Source organism: Tsukamurella pulmonis (assembly GCF_900103175.1).
Classification (GTDB): Bacteria; Actinomycetota; Actinomycetes; order Mycobacteriales; family Mycobacteriaceae; genus Tsukamurella; species Tsukamurella pulmonis.
In genome coordinates, this window is record NZ_FNLF01000002.1 from 1,108,230 (window position 1) to 1,125,609 (window position 17,380).

17 protein-coding genes and 1 pseudogene are annotated in these 17,380 nt (G+C 73.8%); 15 read left to right on the forward strand and 3 right to left on the reverse strand.

Features of this window, described 5'->3' with window-relative positions:
• The 3 genes from BLQ62_RS05535 to BLQ62_RS23725 all read left to right on the forward strand — a co-directional run bounded on the left by BLQ62_RS05535 (position 1) and on the right by BLQ62_RS23725 (position 3,205).
• The gene (locus BLQ62_RS05535) at positions 1–501 is read left to right on the forward strand and encodes a DUF2505 domain-containing protein (protein WP_068566800.1); all 501 of its coding nucleotides are present in this window, start codon (positions 1–3) and stop codon (positions 499–501) included.
• Entirely contained in the window at positions 494–1,204 is a 711-nt protein-coding gene (locus BLQ62_RS05540) for a nitroreductase family protein (RefSeq protein ID WP_068533146.1), read from the forward strand. The genes BLQ62_RS05535 and BLQ62_RS05540 overlap by 8 nt, the downstream gene beginning before the upstream one ends.
• Before the next feature lie 93 nt (positions 1,205–1,297).
• Complete coding sequence (locus BLQ62_RS23725; RefSeq protein WP_156483196.1) at positions 1,298–3,205, forward strand: hypothetical protein; 1,908 nt, start codon at positions 1,298–1,300, stop codon at positions 3,203–3,205.
• 7 nt (positions 3,206–3,212) lie between these two features.
• Here the strand turns inward: BLQ62_RS23725 and BLQ62_RS05550 are convergent, their stop codons facing one another.
• Positions 3,213–4,004, reverse strand: coding sequence for an SDR family NAD(P)-dependent oxidoreductase (locus BLQ62_RS05550; protein WP_068566796.1), 792 nt, complete (start codon positions 4,002–4,004; stop codon positions 3,213–3,215).
• Between the two features lie 50 nt (positions 4,005–4,054).
• Between BLQ62_RS05550 and BLQ62_RS05555 the strand changes: the two genes are divergently transcribed.
• Both BLQ62_RS05555 and BLQ62_RS05560 read left to right on the forward strand, forming a co-directional pair.
• Complete coding sequence (locus BLQ62_RS05555; RefSeq protein ID WP_068566795.1) at positions 4,055–5,548, forward strand: flavin-containing monooxygenase; 1,494 nt, start codon at positions 4,055–4,057, stop codon at positions 5,546–5,548.
• A gap of 67 nt (positions 5,549–5,615) precedes the next feature.
• A complete protein-coding gene (locus tag BLQ62_RS05560) occupies positions 5,616–5,906 on the forward strand; it encodes a DUF2277 domain-containing protein (RefSeq protein ID WP_068533138.1) in 291 nt (96 codons plus the stop codon).
• A gap of 21 nt (positions 5,907–5,927) precedes the next feature.
• Here BLQ62_RS05560 and BLQ62_RS05565 read toward each other — a convergent pair whose 3' ends face one another.
• A complete protein-coding gene (locus BLQ62_RS05565; RefSeq protein ID WP_139184161.1) occupies positions 5,928–6,968 on the reverse strand; it encodes a hypothetical protein in 1,041 nt (346 codons plus the stop codon).
• Positions 6,969–7,091: 123 nt separating this feature from the next.
• Between BLQ62_RS05565 and BLQ62_RS05570 the strand changes: the two genes are divergently transcribed.
• Positions 7,092–8,063 carry an ABC transporter ATP-binding protein gene (locus BLQ62_RS05570; protein ID WP_068533134.1) on the forward strand — a complete coding sequence of 324 codons (972 nt, stop codon included), beginning with the start codon at positions 7,092–7,094 and terminating at the stop codon, positions 8,061–8,063.
• On the forward strand, positions 8,060–8,845 hold the full coding sequence (locus BLQ62_RS05575) for an ABC transporter permease (RefSeq protein WP_068566793.1): 786 nt from the start codon (positions 8,060–8,062) through the stop codon (positions 8,843–8,845). The genes BLQ62_RS05570 and BLQ62_RS05575 overlap by 4 nt, the downstream gene beginning before the upstream one ends.
• Here the strand turns inward: BLQ62_RS05575 and BLQ62_RS05580 are convergent.
• On the reverse strand, positions 8,811–9,500 hold the full coding sequence (locus BLQ62_RS05580; protein ID WP_068566791.1) for a response regulator transcription factor: 690 nt from the start codon (positions 9,498–9,500) through the stop codon (positions 8,811–8,813). The two genes, BLQ62_RS05575 and BLQ62_RS05580, sit on opposite strands and share 35 nt — an antisense overlap.
• A 288-nt stretch (positions 9,501–9,788) precedes the next feature.
• Here BLQ62_RS05580 and BLQ62_RS05585 point away from each other — a divergent pair, with 288 nt between their 5' ends.
• The 8 genes and pseudogenes from BLQ62_RS05585 (at position 9,789) to sbnA (ending at position 17,380) form a co-directional block, all read left to right on the forward strand.
• Complete coding sequence (locus BLQ62_RS05585) at positions 9,789–10,325, forward strand: hypothetical protein (protein ID WP_133298600.1); 537 nt, start codon at positions 9,789–9,791, stop codon at positions 10,323–10,325.
• Positions 10,322–11,242: an ACP S-malonyltransferase gene (locus BLQ62_RS05590; RefSeq protein WP_068566789.1), complete on the forward strand. Its 921-nt coding sequence runs from the start codon at positions 10,322–10,324 to the stop codon at positions 11,240–11,242. Before BLQ62_RS05585 ends, BLQ62_RS05590 begins: the two co-directional genes overlap by 4 nt.
• Before the next feature lie 77 nt (positions 11,243–11,319).
• Positions 11,320–11,958, forward strand: a pseudogene (locus tag BLQ62_RS24460) (AMP-binding protein); the annotation flags it as partial.
• 71 nt (positions 11,959–12,029) lie between these two features.
• On the forward strand, positions 12,030–12,659 hold the full coding sequence (locus BLQ62_RS24335; RefSeq protein ID WP_212733346.1) for a class I adenylate-forming enzyme family protein: 630 nt from the start codon (positions 12,030–12,032) through the stop codon (positions 12,657–12,659).
• Positions 12,656–12,892 (forward strand): phosphopantetheine-binding protein, encoded by a 237-nt coding sequence (locus BLQ62_RS05600; protein ID WP_068533121.1) that lies wholly within the window; start codon positions 12,656–12,658, stop codon positions 12,890–12,892. The genes BLQ62_RS24335 and BLQ62_RS05600 overlap by 4 nt, the downstream gene beginning before the upstream one ends.
• Entirely contained in the window at positions 12,889–14,046 is a 1,158-nt protein-coding gene (locus BLQ62_RS05605) for an aminotransferase-like domain-containing protein (RefSeq protein ID WP_068566785.1), read from the forward strand. The genes BLQ62_RS05600 and BLQ62_RS05605 overlap by 4 nt, the downstream gene beginning before the upstream one ends.
• Positions 14,043–16,367, forward strand: a complete 2,325-nt coding sequence (locus BLQ62_RS05610; protein ID WP_068566783.1) for a lantibiotic dehydratase — start codon at positions 14,043–14,045, stop codon at positions 16,365–16,367. The genes BLQ62_RS05605 and BLQ62_RS05610 overlap by 4 nt, the downstream gene beginning before the upstream one ends.
• Positions 16,364–17,380: a 2,3-diaminopropionate biosynthesis protein SbnA gene (sbnA, locus tag BLQ62_RS05615; RefSeq protein ID WP_068566781.1), complete on the forward strand. Its 1,017-nt coding sequence runs from the start codon at positions 16,364–16,366 to the stop codon at positions 17,378–17,380. Before BLQ62_RS05610 ends, sbnA begins: the two co-directional genes overlap by 4 nt.

The window sequence follows — 17,380 nt, forward strand, 5'->3', positions numbered from 1 at the left end:
ATGCCGCGGCGGTTCTCGGTCCGGGCCGACTCGCCCGCGCCGGTGGCCGCCGTTCTGGGCGCCTTCGGGGATGCCCGGTACTGGCGGGACCGGTTCACCGAGTTCGGGGGCGGTCTGGAACTGACGGCGCTCGACGTCGACGACGCGGGAGCGATCTCGGTGCGCACCGTGCAGGACGTGCGGCGCGAGTCGATGGCTCCGCTGCTCGCGCGCCTGTACCCCCGCGAGCTGCGAGTGCTCGCCACCGAACGCTGGGTCCCCGTGGGCGATTCGGCCGACGGCACGATCACCGTCACCGTGCAGGGAGCTCCGGGCGCGGGGGAGGCCGCCGCGCGGCTCGATGCGGCCGACCGGGGCTGCGTGCTGCGCGTCGACGGCGAGGTGCGAGTGCGGGTGCCCGTGCTCGGCGGTCCCGTCGAGCGCCTGGTCGCGCACGGCTTCGCCGCGCACGTTCCCGAACTGCAGCGGTTCACCGACGAGTGGCTGGCCGCGCATGCCTGATCCGATCCCGTCCACCGATGACGCGCTGGCGCGCCTGGCGGCGATGCCGCTCGTCGAGGCCATGGCCACGCAGCGCGCCATCCGCCGGGTGCTCCCGGACCCCGTCGACGACGCCCTCGTGCTGCGGTGCATCGAGGCGGCGGAGCGCGCCCCCACGGGGCAGAACGGACAGCAGTGGGAGTTCGTGGTGGTCAAGGACGCTCGACTCAAGCACCGGCTGGGACGTCAATACCGGCTGTGCTGGGGTGCGTACTGGCGCGCGGTGTACCGGCGCGAGGCGGCCGCCGACGACGCCAAGGCTCGGATGGCCAGGGCCGTGCAGTGGCAGGTCGACCATTTCGGGGAGATCCCGGTGCTGGTGGTGGCGTGCCTGCGGCTGGGCGTCGGCGAGGGCCGCGTGCCGCTGGTGCGCATGCCCCACGTGGCGGAGAGCGGCTACTGGGGCTCGGTCTACCCGGCGGTGCAGAACCTGCTGCTGACCGCGCGGGCGATGGGGCTGGGCGCCTCGCTCGTCACGATGCCGCTGTGGAACCTGCTGGCGGCCCGAAGGATTCTCGGGCTGCCGGCGAACGTCACCCCGATCTGCGTGATGCCGCTCGGGTGGCCGCGCGGCAGGTACGGGCCGTCGGCGCGCAAGCCGGTCGGCGAGGTGACGCATCTGGACGGGTACGGCCGGCGCCACTGGCTGGAGGCGGATTCGTGACACTTCGCCGACCGGTGTGTGCGATCGCACAGGGAGCGGTATAGTCGGCCGCGGAATGACATTGCAAATCTGAAGCGAAGTGGGTTACCTATCGTGGTATCGACCAAGTCTTCGGCCGCATCCATCGTCATGGCGACCGCCGCGGCCACGGGAGTCCTCGCATCGACCGCCCCGGTGCCCGCGGCATCGGCCGGCTCCGTCGCGAACATCCCCCTCAACATCATCCAGACGCTGGCCAACATGCCGGCCGAGCAGGTCGCCGGCGCTGCGCAGACGGCCGATGCCCTGGAGATGAGCGGGAACTGGTGGCTGTACACGCCCAACAACGTGCTCGGGTTCGATCAGGCCGATATCGCCAAGGTCAACGGCATCATGGCCTGGCTCATGCCGGTTCCGGAGATCGCGCAGGCCTTCGCCGATCCGATCAACGTCACGTTCGAGGCGAACTTCCCGATGACGGCGGACTGCACGGGCGCCCCGGCCCCGTGCGGCGATTCGACCTACTGGACCGACTACTTCAAGGTGATGCCCTGGAAGCTGATCCAGGGCGTCAGCTACGGCACCGTGACGAACACGATCGATCCGTCGATCACGATGCCCTGGTCGAACTCCACCCAGCGGATCGACGTCTTCGGTGTGGCCCGCGCGATGTGGAACACGCTGACCAAGGACCCCGAGGGATTCCAGGGGCTGCCCTCGATCGAGCAGATCACGAGCACCTACGAGCGGCTCGGCCTCGCCACGCTCAACTCCCTCAACCCCTTCGTCGACGGCACCTACTGCCTGCCCTGCCAGTTCGTGGTCAAGGGCGCGCCGGGCTCGCTCGCGCGCGTCCCGCTCTTCGGCAACTGGTACACGCTCACCGACCTGGGGCAGGAGTTCACCGACGAGAACTGGGTCGGGCGCCCGCCCGGCATCCCCGACGCCGACGACGTCGAGGCGCTGTCGCTGTGGAGCGCCGAAGGGCAGCAGCGGCTGTGGAAGGACATCGACGGTTCGATCCAGCGCGCGCTGAGCGGCGACCTGATCGACGTCGACGAGATGTGGAAGTCGATCGAGACCATCGCGACCGGATTCCAGACCATCATCCCGTCGCCGGAGGATCTCGGCGGGGCGGCCGAGTCCATCGGTCGTGACTTCCAGGGCTTGATGGACAGCATCTCGTCCTCGTTCGGCCCCTCCACCTACGGCCCGCCGTCGGCGGGCTCCGCCCTCTCGCGTCTCGGCGCCGCCACCGCGCCGGCCGACGAGGAGGACGCGTCGTCGGCGAAGGCGGTGAAGGACACGAAGGACGTCAAGGACTCGAAGGGCGCCACGGACTCCGAGGGGGCGAAGGACACCCGGGCGTCCGCGAGTGCGAAGGACGGATCGGACGACGACCAGGTCCAGGGGTCCGGACACAAGTCCTTCCTGGAGGTGCTGGGCCTCGATGCGAACGCAGGCGCCCAGGACACGGGATCGGCCGAGGAGTCGTCCGGCGCCGATCGGACGACGGACGCCGATCAGCCCGGCGACGTCGACGAGACCGGGCCCGTCGATCAGCCGGATGCCGGTGACGACGCGGCCGGTGACGACGCGGCCGGCGCCGACGAGGGCGATGCCGACGGCGACGCGGATCCCGCGGCGGACGAGCCCGATCCGGAGCCCAGCGCCTCGTCCTCGCACGTGTCCTGGAAGGAGCTCTCCGCGAAGCTGGCGGAGGACAAGGCGAAGGCGGATGCGGCGCAGTCCGATTCCGGTGGCGATCAGGAGCAGGCTCCGCAGGCCGACGAGCCGGACACCGGCGGGGCGCAGGCCGACGAGCCCGACGACGAGCCGGACACCGGCGGGGCGCAGGTCGACGAGCCCGACCTCGACCAGTCCGCCACCGATGACGCGGGCGGCTCGGGCTCGAGCGATGCGGGTTCGACGGGTGGCTCGGACGACGATTCCAGCGGCGGAGATGCGGATGCCGGCTCGTCGAGTGACGACTCCGGTGCGAGCGACGACGGGTCGGAGTGACCCGAGGTCATCTCTTGCGGCGCTGGCCCTCACTGACCGCCGCCATCATCGCGTCGTTGCCGGTGCGACGCGCCAGCGCCGCCGAGACGCCGGGGGCGAGCGCGCCCAGCGTCGTCGCCGCGCGCAACGCGAGCGGTGCCACGACGACCTCGCCGCGGTTCGCCTCCACCGCCCGCACGGTCGCGCGCGCCACCTGGGCGGCGGTCCGCGTGGCGGCGCGGGGCACGCGCACCCCCGAGTCCGCGAACATCCCTGCGTCGCGCACCGGCCCGGGCAGCACCGACGAGACACCGATGCCGTACGGACGCAGGTCCTCCCGGAGCGCGAGAGCGAAGCCGCGCAGGCCGAACTTGGTGGCGTTGTAGAGCGCCATCCGCGCGGACGCCGACCTTCCGGACAGCGACGAGAGGAACACGACATGCCCACCCGTACCGCGCTCGCGCATCGACTCGGCGGCGAGCTTGGCCAGGAGCACCGGCGCGCGCAGGTTCACCGTCAGCGCGCGATCCATCTCCTCGGTGGAGTACTCCCACAGCAGGCCCGACGCGGGCACGGCTGCGGCCGCGACGAGCACGTCGATCGGACCGCACTGGGAAAGAAGGGATTCGGGTGCGGCCGGGTCGGCGAGATCGGCCGGTACCGCCCGGCCGCCCACTGCGGCGGCGAGCCGGTGCAACTCCTCGGCGCGGCGCCCGCTCAGGGTGAGCTCGGCTCCCCGCTCGGCGAAGGCCTCGGCCAGGGCCGCGCCGAGACCACCGCTGGCACCGGTGATGAGAACGTGTGCGGATCGCAGGTCCATGCATCGCAGGCTACTCGCATCGGCGTTGTCGCACAGGGAGGTCCGCGCGGATGAGCGGTGCCGATACGGAGCGCCACGACGTACTCGTGGTGGGCGCGGGCTTCGGCGGCATCGGAGCCGCGATCGCGCTCAAGGAGCTCGGCTACGAGAAGCTGGTGATCGTCGACCGGGAGGACGACCTCGGCGGTACCTGGCACGTCAACCGGTACCCCGGGCTCACCGTCGACGTCCCCTCGACCACGTTCTCCTACTGGTTCGAGCCCAATCCCGATTGGTCCGGGATGTACGCGCGCGGACCGGAACTCAAGGCGTACGCCGAGCGCGTCGCCGACAAGTACGACGTGCGCCGGCACATGCGTTTCGGTGCCGAGGTCCGGAGCGCGGAGTGGAACGAGGACGCCGGCGAGTGGCGCGTCGTCCTGGGCGACGGCGACCAGCTGCGCGCCCGGTACCTGGTGTGCGCCACCGGTTTCCTCTCGCAGCCCGCGACTCCGGACATCGAGGGCATCGACCGCTTCCGCGGCACGGTGATCCACACCGCCCGCTGGGACCCCGAGCACGCCTTCGCGGGGGAGCGCACGGCCGTGATCGGCACCGGATCGACCGCGGTGCAGGTGATTCCGGAGCTGGCGAAGAGCGCCGCGCAGCTCTCGGTCTATCAGCGCACCCCGATCTGGGTGATGCCGAAACTCGACGTGCCGTTCCCGCGGCCGGTCCGGCGGATGTTCGCCCGGTTCCCGCTCACGCAGCGCGCCGTCCGGCTGGCGACGGATTCCTTCATGGAGTTCCTCATGGTGGTCGCGATGTGGCGCTACCGCTGGTTCCGCCGGCTGAACGTCTCGGCCGCGCACGCGGCGGGGGTGCACCGCTTCCTCCTGCTGCGGGACAAGCGGCTGCGGGCCGCGCTCACTCCGTCCTACGACTACGGGTGCAAGCGCCCCACCGTCTCCAACGCCTACTACCGCGCGCTCGCCCGGCCGAACGTCGCGCTGGTCACCGAGCCGATCGCCCGCATCGAGGAGAATGCGATCGTCGGGGTGGAGGGCACGCGCACCGAGGTGGACTCGCTCGTCCTGGCCACCGGATTCGACGTGTGGAAGACGAACCTGCCCGCGCTGCGGGTGATCGGCCGCGACGGTGTCGACCTGGGGCAGTGGTGGCGCGACACCCGCTTCCAGGCCTACGAGGGCGTGTCCGTTCCGGGATTCCCCAACCTGCTCACTCTCGCCAGCCCGTACTCCTGGGTCGGGCTGTCGTGGTTCAACACCGTCGAGTACCAGATGCGGCACATCCGCCGGTTGTTCGGCGAACTGCACCGGCGCGACGCGGGGGTCTTCGAGGTGACCGGGGAGGCGAACGCGCGGTTCCTGGGCCGGATGGAGCGGCTGCTCGAGGATTCGGTGTTCCGGCTGGGCGACTGCGCGACGTCGAACTCGTACTGGATCAACGGGCGTGGTGAGGCCCCGCTGTTCCGGCCGACCTCCGTGCGCGACGCCGTCCGCACCCAGGACCGGTTCCCGCTCGCCGACTACGACTTCCGGTAGCGATCGGTGCAGGCCGCACCGCGTGCGGGCCTGGTCACGGCGGGGCGGGAGGCGTAGCGTCGGCCCCATGTGCAGGAACATCACCGAACTGCGAGGACTCGAACCCGCCGCCACGGACGAGGAGATCGAGGCCGCCGCGCGTCAGTACGTGCGCAAGGTCTCGGGCGTGCAGAAGGTGAGCGATGCCAACCGCGAGGCCTTCGAGAAGGCCGTCGCTGCCGTCACCGCCGCCACCGAGGAACTGCTCGACGCACTGCCCGCGCGGCGCCAGCCGCCGAAGACGGTGCCGCCGCTGCGCCGCCCCGAGGTCCGCGCCCGGATCGAGGCGAGGGCCGCGGTCGCGTCGACCGCGGGCTGACCGGCGGGGCGGACAGCGCCCTCACTCGTCGCGCGGGCCCGGGGCCTCCGATGCTGCGTCCGCGCCGGTGGACGGGGCCGTGACGGTTCCCGACGCGGACGCCGCGCCCCGCTCGCCGTCTCCGGGCGGGCTGCCCTCGACGGCTCCCGTCGCGGTCGGCGACGGTGCCGATCCGATCGGTTCCGGCCCGGTGCGGTCCGCTCGCGGGGGCTCCGGCACGACAGGATCGGGCGGCGCGGAGCCGGTGGTGAGGCGATCGCGCGTCGCCGGTGCGGCCGCCTCGGCCCGCGGGTTCGTCGCTGCGGAGCCGGTGATGTCCGCCCCGTCGAACGCCCCGGACAGGATCCGCACGTTCTCCGAGGCCACCGCACCCGCGGACTGCAGGCCCGCACCCGCCGCGGCGACGGGGTCGCCCGTCCGCGCCAGAGTGGACGCCGCTGCGTTCGCGGTCTGCGTCGCTCCGAGCAGGGACAGCTCGGGCACGAAGAAGGCGGCCGCGAAGAAGATGTTCGTCGCCCGCACCGCCGCCACCTGGACCGGGCCGACGGGCGTGGGCATGATCCCGAAGGGCGGCGGCGCGGTCAGTGGCGGGGGCACCGGCCCCGCCGGGGGAAGCGGCTCGCGCAGGGCGGCGAGGAGATCCGTACGGAGTGCGGTCACCGATCCCGAACCGTCGGCGATCCGCAGGAGATCGACCATCGCGATCAGTACTCCGTTCTGGAAGCGCGGCACCACCTGATTCAGGTCGTTGCCGATGATCCCGGTCATCGCGGCGTCCGCCGGCGCAGTGACGGACAGGGCGGCGGCGCCCAGCGCCGCCAGCGGGTTCCCGGTATCGGCGGCGGACCGCAGGAACGCGATCGGCGCGGACGCCGCGCCCAGGGGCACCGTCACCGCGCCCTGCGCCGCGAAGGGGCAGATCACCGCGCAGTTCTGGAACTGGTTGAGCGCGAACCGCTCCAGCAGCGATCCCGGTGGTGGTGCAGCGGCCGAGGCGGCCGGTGACCCAGGGGCGGCCAGTGCCAGCGCCGCCGCGACCGCGAGGGTGATTCGCCTGCGCATGAACGCGAACCTACTCCCGATGTGATCCATGTCATAGGATGGTGAGCGTTGCTCGCGATCTCCACCCGGATCTCCACCCGCCGGTGGAGGTGTGAAGCCGCCGTCGATCACAGAATCATCGGCATGACCATTGCTCACAACGCCACCGCCGGCGTCGCACCCGGCGTGGCCGCACTCGACATCCACGGCCTCACCAAGGGCTTCACCGCGTCCGACGGCGAGCGCTTCCGCGCCGTGGACGGCATCGACCTCACCGTCCGGCCCGGCGAGGTCGTCGCCTTCCTCGGCCCCAACGGTGCCGGCAAGAGCACCACGATCGACATGATCCTCGGCCTCACCCAGCCCGACGACGGTGCGGTGCAGGTCTTCGGCCTCCCGCCGGCCGAGGCCGTGCGCTCCGGCCGCGTCGCCGCGGTGCTGCAGACCGGCGGGCTCCTGCCCGACCTGACCGTGCAGGGCACCGTCGAACTGATCGCGTCCCTGTTCCCCGGCGCGGACGCCGAGGACGCCATCCGCCGCGCCGGCCTCGACGAGCTGCGCCAGCGCAAGGTCTCCAAGTGCTCGGGCGGTCAGCAGCAGAGCCTGCGGTTCGCGCTCGCCCTGCTCCCGAAGCCGGACCTGCTCATCCTCGACGAGCCCACCGCCGGGATGGACGTCGACGCGCGCCGCCGCTTCTGGGCCGACGTGCGCGCCGACGCGCAAAAGGGCACGACCGTGCTCTTCGCGACGCACTACCTCGAGGAGGCGGACCACTTCGCCGATCGCGTCGTGATGGTCGCCCGGGGCCGCGTCGTCGCCGATGGCACCACCGCCGACGTGCGGGCCCGCACGTCGGGCCGGTCGGTGTCGGCCGTGCTCTCCCGCGCCGACGCCGATGCGGCGCTGCGCGCCCTGCCGGGCACCCGGGTCAGCGAGATCCGCGGCGACCGCACCGTCTTCATCACCGATCAGCGGGCGAACAGCGGCGCCGCGACGTCCGACGACCTGCTCCGATTCCTGCTCACCCAGACCGGCGCCCGCGAGCTCGAGGCCGCGAGCCTCGGCCTCGAGGACGTCTTCGTCCAGCTCACCGCCGACCGAGAGGCCGCCCGATGACCGCCACCGCCCCCACGACCGCCCCGCGCACCGGGCTCAACGCCCGCTTCCTCACACTCGAGGTCCGCCGCCTGCTGCGCAACCGGCAGACGCTGATCTTCACGCTCGCACTGCCCGCCGTGCTCTACCTCGCGCTCTACAAGCAGCGCGCCGGGATCGAGGCACAGCTCGCGCACGGCGACTTCGCCGCCTGGATGATGATCGGCCTCGCGGTCTACGGCGCCGCCGCGGCCTCCACCACGACCGCCGCCGCCGTCTCCGTCGAGCGGTCGTCGGGCTGGATGCGCACGCTGCGCCTGACGCCCCTGCGCCCCGAGGCGTACACCGCCACCAAGATCCTGAGCTCCATGGCCGTCGCCGCGCTCCCGGTGACCGTGGTCGGCGCGCTCGGCGCCGCCACCGGAGCGCACGCGGAGCCGCAGGTGTGGGTGCTCTCGCTGCTCGCCGCGTGGATCGGATCGGCCGTCTTCGCCGCGCTCGGGCTCGCCCTGGGGCTCGCCTTCAAGCCGGAGATCGTGATGCACATGCCCGGTCTGCTGATGACCGCGCTGGCCTTCGCCGGCAACCTGTTCATCCCGCTGTCGGGCACCGCCCTGACCATCGCGAAGTTCACCCCGATGTACGGCGTGGCGACGGTGGCCCGCTACCCGCTCAACGAGGGCTGGCAGTTCTCCGGCGAGCACGTCTCGCTGCTCGGTGCGGTCGCCAACATCGTGATCTGGTTCGCTGTCTTCGCCGCCGCCGCGATCACCCTGTACCGACGGGGCGGCGGGCGGCAATAGCCCGCGCCACCGCCTGGGCGCGGCTGGAGATCCCGAGCTTGGCGTAGACGTTGTTGATGTGCGTCTTCACCGTCGACTCGCTCACCTGCAGCGCCCGCGCGATCTGCCGATTCGACAGACCCTCCGCGATCAGGCCGAAGACCTCGGCCTCGCGGGGGGTCATGTCGTCGTCGGGCTCGGCGTGGGGGAGCGGTGCCCGCGCCGCCAGGGCGGCGGTCACCACGTGTGAGTAGGCGGCGGTGCTCAAATGCGCGTGCCCGGCGGCCGCGGCCCGGACGGCGCTCGCGATGTCCTGCCGGGAGGCGTCCTTGGTGAGGTAGCCGATCGCCCCGGCCGAGACGGAGGCCAGCACCGACTCGGCCTCCTCGGTGGAACTGATGATCACGACGCGGGTCCGCGGTGCCGTCTCCAGGATCCGGGCGGCGGCCTGGATCCCGTTGACGTCCGGCATGTGCAGGTCGGTGAGCACCACGTCGGGCAGCTCCCGCTGCGCGAGGTAGACCAGTTCGGCCCCCGACGTCGCCATGCCCACGACGTCGATGCCCTCGACGAGCTCCAGGATCATGGCCAGTGACTCCGCGATGGTCCGCTGGTCGTCGGCGACGATCACCCGGATGGGGCACGGCGGTACGGAGGGAGCCGGCGCAGCGGACATCCGTCTGTCCTTCCGATCGGACGGGACTTTTAATGAGGCGTACGAAAATCGAGTGTAAGACATGGACCGCCCGCGCGCCGAGGGAGCCGATCGCCGCGATCCGAAGGTGAATTCGCGGTGAGAAGGCCGTGTACGCACGACGTCTCACGCATCCGGACTCCTCCCACTATGGACGGTTTTGGCCCGATTCGGCTCCACCGTCCTCCACCCCCTCTCCACCGAACTGGCGATACCGCACATCGTTCGTGAACCACACGATGGACTCGTCCGTTCAACGTGGAGGTTCCGATGCTCATCGAAGGTCTCATCGCGGTCGTGGTCGTGATCGCCGTGCTCGCGCTCCAGATGCGGGCGCGCCCGGTCCGCTCGTCGCCGCGCGCAGCGGTGGTCGTGGCCGTCGTCGGCGCGGTCCTCGCCTGGCGCTTCGTCAGCTCGCACGACGTGCCGCTCGGCGACCAGGCGTTCGTCATCGTCTCGCTGGTGATCGGCGCCGCGATCGCCGTGGCCCGCGCGTACACCGTGCGCCTGTCCCGGGTCGACGGTGCGCTGACCGCGCAGGGGACCGTCGCGACGCTCGCGCTGTGGGTCGTCGGCATCGCCGCGCACCTCGGGATCGAGCTGCTCAGCGGCGAATCAGGCCTCGGCACCGCCTCGCTCACGCTCTACATCGGTGTCGTCGCGTTCGTGCAATCCGTGGTGATCCTGCTGCGCGCCAAGTCCGCCGGGCTGCTCGCCGACGACGTCGACCTGTTCGCGCGCCGCAGCGAACTGCGCGGGCACCTCGGCACCGAGCGCCGCCGCGGCCGCCGGCGGGCCGACCGATGACGAGCCCCGATCTCGCGGTCCTCGCGCCCGGCCAGGGCGCGCAGAAGCCCGGCGTCCTCGCGCCCTGGCTGCGGGGCGAGGAGCCGCGGGCGCTGCTCGCGGACTGGTCCGCCGCGGCCGGCCTGGACCTGGCGGACCTCGGCACCCGCGCCCCCGCCGAGGTGCTCCGCCGGACCGAGGTCGCCCAGCCCGTGCTGGTCGCCACGGCGCTGCTCGCCACCGCCCGCGAACTACCGGCGCACCTGCGCCTGATCGTCGCCGGGCACTCCGTCGGAGAGCTCGCGGCCGCCGCCGTGGCGGGGGCGCTGGCCCCGCGCGACGCCGTCGCCCTCGCCGCCGCCCGCGGTCGCGCCATGGCGCTGGCCTGCGCCGAGGTCGAGTCCGGCATGCTCGCCGTCCTCGGCGGCGAACCCGCCGCGGTCCTGGCCGGCATCGAGGCGGCCGGCCTCGCCGTCGCCAACCGCAACGGCGCCGGGCAGATCGTCGCCGCCGGCCCCGCCTCGGCCGTGTCCGCCCTGCTCGCCGCACCCCCCGCGGGGAGCACCGCCCGTCGGCTCGAGGTCGCCGGGGCCTTCCACACGCCGTTCATGGAGCCGGCGCGCGCCGCCTTCGCCGCCGCGGTCGGGGCCGTCGCGTTCGCCGACCCGGTGCACCGCCTGCTCGGCAACGCCGACGGTGCCGAGATCACCACCGGCGCGCAGTGCGCCGCCCGGCTCGTCGATCAGCTCACCGCGCCGGTCCGGTGGGACCTGTGCCAGGCGGCGGTCGTCGAGGCGGCGCCCGCCGGCATCGTCGAACTCCCGCCCGCCGGCGTGCTCTCCGGGCTGCTGCGCCGCACCGGCGGCCCGCGCGCCACCGCCCTCGGCCGCCCGGGCGAGCTGACCCGCGCCGCGGCGCGCACGGCGGTGCCCGCATGAGCGGCCTCGGGGCGCTGTTGGCGGCCGCGGCCGCGCGGCACGGCGCCCGGATCGCCCTCGTCGACGGCGACGGGCGGATGGACTACGCGCAGCTCCTCGCCGCCGCGCGGAACGTGGCGGCCGGGCTCCGCGCGGCCGGCGTCACGCCCGGCGATCGCGTAGTGCTGCGCGCCGCGCCCGACCGCCGATCGGTCGCCACGATCTACGGAACCTCCCTCGCCGGAGCGGTTCCCGTGCCCCTGCATCCCGACGCGACCGACGACCAGCTCGAGTACGTCGCCGCGGACTGCGCCGCCGCCCTGGTGCTGCGCGACGAAGCGGCCCTCGCCGCGCTCGCAGCGTCCGCCGGCTCCGCCGACCCCGCGGCCGACGGCACCGGGGACAGCGATGCGCCCGCGCTGCTGATCTACACCTCCGGCAGCACCGGCCGGCCCAAGGGCGTCATCTGCCCCGCACGTGCCGTCGACGCCGCGATCGCCGCCGTCGGCGCCGCGCTGCGGTACCGGGGCGACGACGTCATCCTCTGCCGCCTGCCTCTGGCCTTCGACTACGGCCTCTACCAGCTCCTGCTCGCCGCGCGGGTCGGCGCCGCCGTCGTCCTGGCCGCGCCCGCCGCCGACATCGAACTCGCCGACGTGCTCGCGCGGGAGGGCGTCACCGTCGTCCCCCTCGTCCCGGAGCTGGCCCGCCTCCTCGTCGCCGTGCACGGCGGGGCGCCCGGCGCCGCCGGGGTCCGGCTCCTCACCAACACCGGGGCGCGGCTGGCGCCCGAGCTCGGGGGGACCTGTTGCGGGTCTTCCCCGGCGCGGGCATCGTCGCGATGTACGGCACCACCGAGTGCAAGCGGATCTCGGTGCTGCCGCCCGAGGAGTACGCCGCCGCACCGGAATCCGTCGGCCACCCGATCGACGGGCTGCGCGTGCGGATCGACCCGGGCACGTCCGAGATCGTGGTGCGCGGCGCCACTCTCATGGACGGCTACTGGAACGACGACGCCGCCACCGCGCACCGCTACCGGCGGGACCCGGCCACCGGCGAGCGGGAGCTGTGGACCGGCGACACCGGGCGCATCGACGCCGACGGCCGCCTGTACGTCGACGGCCGGCTCGACGACGTCTTCAAGCGGCGGGGCGTGCGCGTGTCCCTCACCGAGGTCGAGGCCGCCGCACTGCGGGTGCCCACCGTGCGCGCCGCGGTGGCCGCGCGGTCCGGTGAGCGCCTGTTCCTGTTCGTCGTCGCCGACACACCCGTCGCCGCCCTCGGTCGCGACCTCGCCGCCCGGCTGGACCCGCCCCGCCGTCCCGACCGGATCGTCGCCGTCGCATCGATACCCCTGAACCCCAACGGAAAAGCGGATCGCGCCGCGCTCGTCCGCGCGATCACCGCCCCGCCGATCGACGAGGAGATCACCGCATGACCGCCGACCGATTCACCGACTTCCTGCGCGCCGCCGCCGATCTCGACCCGGCCGCCGACCTCGCCGACGACGTGGCCTTCGCCGACCTCGGCCTCGACTCCCTGGGCATCGTCTCCGTCTACCTCGCCGCGCGCCGCGAGTACGGCGTCACCATCACCGCCGACGACGTCGCGAGCGGCGCCGTCGACACCGTCGGCGGCCTGCGCCGGCACCTCGCCGAGGCGGCCGCGTGATCACCCGCACCGGGGCCGGACCCGACCTGTTCACCGTGCCGCCGGGCACCGTCTCGCTCGCGGGCGGCATGCCCGCTCTCGGCACGCTGCCCTGGCCCGAGATCGCCGCCGCCACCGGCGCGACGCTCGAACTCGCCGGGCCGACGGTGCTGCAGTACGGCCGGCCCGTCGTCGGATCGACGCTGGCCCGGCGGATCCGGGACCTGCTCGCGCTGCAGGGCGCGGACGTCGACGCCGCCGAGCTGATCCCGACCGCCGGATCCCAGATGGGGCTGTGCGTGGTGGCCGCCGTGCTCGGTCGCGACGCCGACACCGTGCTGTGCGAGGCCCCGTCCTACCCGGGCGCGCTCGCCGCCTTCCGCGACCGCGGCCTCGAGCCCGTCGCCGTGCCCGCCGACGCCGACGGCGTGGACCCGGACGCCGTCGCGGGCCTGGTGCGCCGCCGCCGGCCCGCCTTCCTCTACGTGAACCCGACCTTCCACAACCCCACCGGCAGAGTGATGCCGCGGCAGCGGCGCCGCGATCTCCTGGCGGCCTGCGCCGCAGTGGATCTGCCCGTCGTCGAGGACGATCCGTACGGCCTGCTCTCCTTCGACGGTCACCTGCACACCTCGCTGCTCGCGCTCGCCGGCCCCGGCGGCGACGTGATCCACCTGGGCACCGCGTCGAAGATCTTCGCCCCCGGACTGCGGGTGGGCTGGATAGCCGCGCCCGCGCACCGTCGGTCCGCCCTCGCCGCGCAGGCCGACCTGATGTCGCTCTCGCCGTCGGTGTTCGCGCAGGGCGTGGTGGCCGACTTCCTCGCCGGACCGTCCTGGCCCGCGCAGCTCGACGTCTTCCGCCGCGAGTACCGCGAGCGGGCCGAGATCGCCGACGGGGCCCTGCGTTCCGCCGGCGCCGAGCGGCACTGGCGCTGGGAGCGGCCGCGCGGAGGCTTCTACCTGTGGCTCACCGCCCGCGCGGGCGGCGTCGACGCCGAGGCGGTCGCCGAGCGGGCCCGCCGGGCGGGCGTGCTCGTGGTCCCGGGGCGCCACTTCTCCGTCGCCGGCGAGAGCGACGACGGGCTGCGGCTGTGCTTCACCGGGCCCCGGCGCGCGCAGCTCGCCCCCGCCGTCGAGCGGCTCGGCGCCGTGCTCGCGGAGGTGGGCGCATGACCGCCGCCGCCACTCGGGCACTGATCGTCGACGACGCCGCCCTGCGCGAGCGGGTCCCGCTCGCGGGCGGGTGGAGTGCCTGGCGCGCGGCGGTCCTGCGCAGCACCGGCTTTCCCGTCGAGGGCCTGGACCAGCTGGTCGACGACGCCGTCGGCGCCGCCGCGGACCGCTACCGCGCGGGCGAGCTGAGCGGCGAGGACTACCGGGCCCGGTTCTCCGAGGCGGCGGAGACGGTCGGCGCACGCCTGCGCGCGGTGGTGACCGACGACCGCTTCCTGCGGGCGCTGGTGTGGCAGAACCGCTCCGCCGCGGGCGCCGCCGACCGCGTGGCGCGGCACACGGGCGCGGGCAACGCCAAACACCGTGCCCGCGAACGCCTGGTGGCCCGGTACTGGCAGCGCTACTGCGGCAAGGCGGAGACCATCGGCTTCTTCGGCCCCGCCGCCTGGGTCGACCTCGGCGCGCCCGGCGGGGAGCTGCGGCACGCGCCGCCCACCGGCACGGACATCGTGGCCGACCGGCACGTGGTCCTCGAATCGTGGGCCGTGATCGAGCTCGCCCGGTGGATGGCCGAGCAGCCCGGCGTGCGCGCGTGGCTGCCGCCCATGCTGCGGCCGGACACCCTGCTCGACGGTGCGCGGGCCCTGGTCGGCGGGCGGCGCGCCGTGCGGCTCACCCCGGAGGAGGCGCTGATCGCGGCCTCCGCCGACGGCGAGACCCCCGCGGCCGAGCTGGGATCCGGGTTCGGCATGCCCCGCACGACGGCGCTGGAGACCGTCGCGCGGCTCGCCGAGCGCCAGGTGCTCTCCTGGGACGGCAACATCAGCCTGGGGCCCGACGCCGAGGCGCAGCTGGCCCGCCGGGTCGCGCGGATCGCCGACCCCGTGGCCGCCGCCCCGTGCATCGCCGTCCTCGAATCCCTCGCCACGCACCGCGCGGACATCGAGGCGGCCGTCGACGCCGAGACGCTCGACGCCGCGCTGGGCGCCCTGGACCGCTGGTTCGCGGCCCTCACCGGCCGTGCCGCCGACCGCTCCTCCGGCGCCTCCTACGCCGGGCGCACCCTCGTCTACCACGACTGCGTGCGCGCGGACCGGGTCGAGGTCGGCGCCGACGTCCTCGGCGCGGTGGGCCCCGCGCTGGCGCTCGTCGCCGACTCCGCCACCTGGTTCTCCGCCCGCCTGGCGCAGGAGTACCGGGCCGACATCACCCGCGAGATCGTCGACGCCCGCCGCCGCGGGCGCGGCGCCGAGGTGACCCTCGCCGACGTCCTCGCGCGGATCCTGCCGCTCTTCTTCGGCGACGCCGGCGACCGCGCGGTGGACCGCGCCGCCGCCGAGCTCTCGGCGCGCTGGGAACGGGTGCTCGACCGGCTCCTGGCGCACGCCGACGGGACCGGTGCGGTCCGCGCCACCGCGGCGGATCTCGCCCCGCTCGTGGCCGACGAGTTCGGCGGCGCCGAGCCGGGGTGGCCGCACTCGGTCATCCACAGCCCCGACCTGCAATTGGTCGCCACCGACCCGGACGCGGTGGCCCGCGGCGAGTTCCGCGTGGTGCTGGGCGAGCTGCACGCCTGCATGCCCAGCCTCGACGTGCCGCCGCTGACCTGGTCCATCCCCGGCAGCGTGCGCGAGGCCGTGGACGCCGAATGCGTTCTGCCCCGACTGGTCCCGTTGTTCCCCGCGGGGTGGCGGCGCAACACCGGCCGGTTCATCCCCACGACCCTCGGTGCCACCGAGGTCGCCATCGGCTTCGCGAAGGCCTCGGTCATCGGCCGGTCGCGGGTGGTGCCCGCGGGCGCGATCGTGCTGCAGGACGACGGATCGGCGCGCACCCCGGACGGCCGGAGCTGGAGCTTCGGCCAGACGTTCGGCTCGTTCCTGTCGATCGTGGCGGCCGACGCCTTCAAGGTCGGCCTGCCCGGCGCCCACGCCCCGCGCGTGGAGATCGACCGCCTGGTGCTCTTCCGCGAGACCTGGCGGCCCGAGGCGGGTTCGCTGGTGCTCACCGCCCGCAGCGACGAGGCCGAACGGTACGCGGTCTTCCGCGCCTGGGCGCGCCACGTGGGCCTGCCGCGCCGCACTTACGCCAAGGTCCCCGGCGAACCGAAGCCGCTGTTCGTCGACCTGGACAGCCCCGTGCTGGTCGCCGGGCTGCTCTCGACCCTGCGCGGCGACGGTGCGCCGCGCCCCGACGCGCGCCTGACGTTCAGCGAGGCGCTGCCCGACCGCGACGACTGCTGGCTCCGCGACGCCGACGGCGCCCGCTACGTCAGCGAGTTCCGGCTCCATCTCAGCCGCACCCCGGAGGGAATCCGATGACCGACCTGTACGCCGACGGACTGCTGCGCGCCCGCGAGGCGTCGGTGCTGTCCGTGATCGGCAACACGCCACTGGTCCCGCTGGACCGGATGTTCGCCGAGGCGCACTTCCGGGTGTTCGGCAAGCTCGAGCGCTGCAACCCCGGCGGCTCGGTCAAGGACCGTCCCGCCCGCGCCATGATCGAGCGGGGCATCGCCGAGGGGCGCCTGATCCCCGGCGTCTCCGAGGTGGTCGAGTCCAGCTCGGGCAACCTGGGCATCGCGCTGGCGCAGGTGTGCAACTACTACGACCTCCGGTTCCACTGCATCGTGGACGCCCGTGCCACCCGCACCAACATCGCGCTGATCCGCGCCTACGGCGGCACCGTCGAGGTGATCGACCGGCCCGACCCGGAGACGGGGGAGTACCTGCCCGCGCGCATCCGCCGGGTGCAGCAGATCTGCGGGGAGACGGGCGCCTTCTGGCCGAACCAGTACGCGAACGCGGTCAACGCCGAATCGCACCACGCCACCATCGCGGAGATCCTGCGCGCGGTGCACTTCCGGCTCGACTACCTGTTCTGCACCACCAGCTCGTGCGGCACCCTGCGCGGGTGCTCGGACTTCCTGCGCGCGCACGGCCTCGAGACCGTGATCATCGGCGTCGACGCGGCCGGCAGCGCCATCTTCGGTCCGCAGTTCGTGGGCGAGGCCGTGCGGAAGCTGCCCGGTCACGGCGCCGCGATCGTGCCCCCGCTGTTCGCGCAGGACCTCGCCGACGACGTGGTGCACGTGACGGACGCGCAGGCCGTGCGGGGCTGCCGGCGACTGCTGCGCACCGAATCGATCCTGTGCGGCGCCTCCTCCGGCGCGGCGCTGGCGGCGATCTCCACGTACGCGAGCCGGATCCCCGAGGGGGCGCTGTGCGCCGCGATCCTCCCCGACGGCGGGGATCGCTACCTGGACACCATCTTCGACGACGACTGGGTCGGCGAGAACCTGAACGACGAGACCGACGAGGCGGTGTGTGCGTGA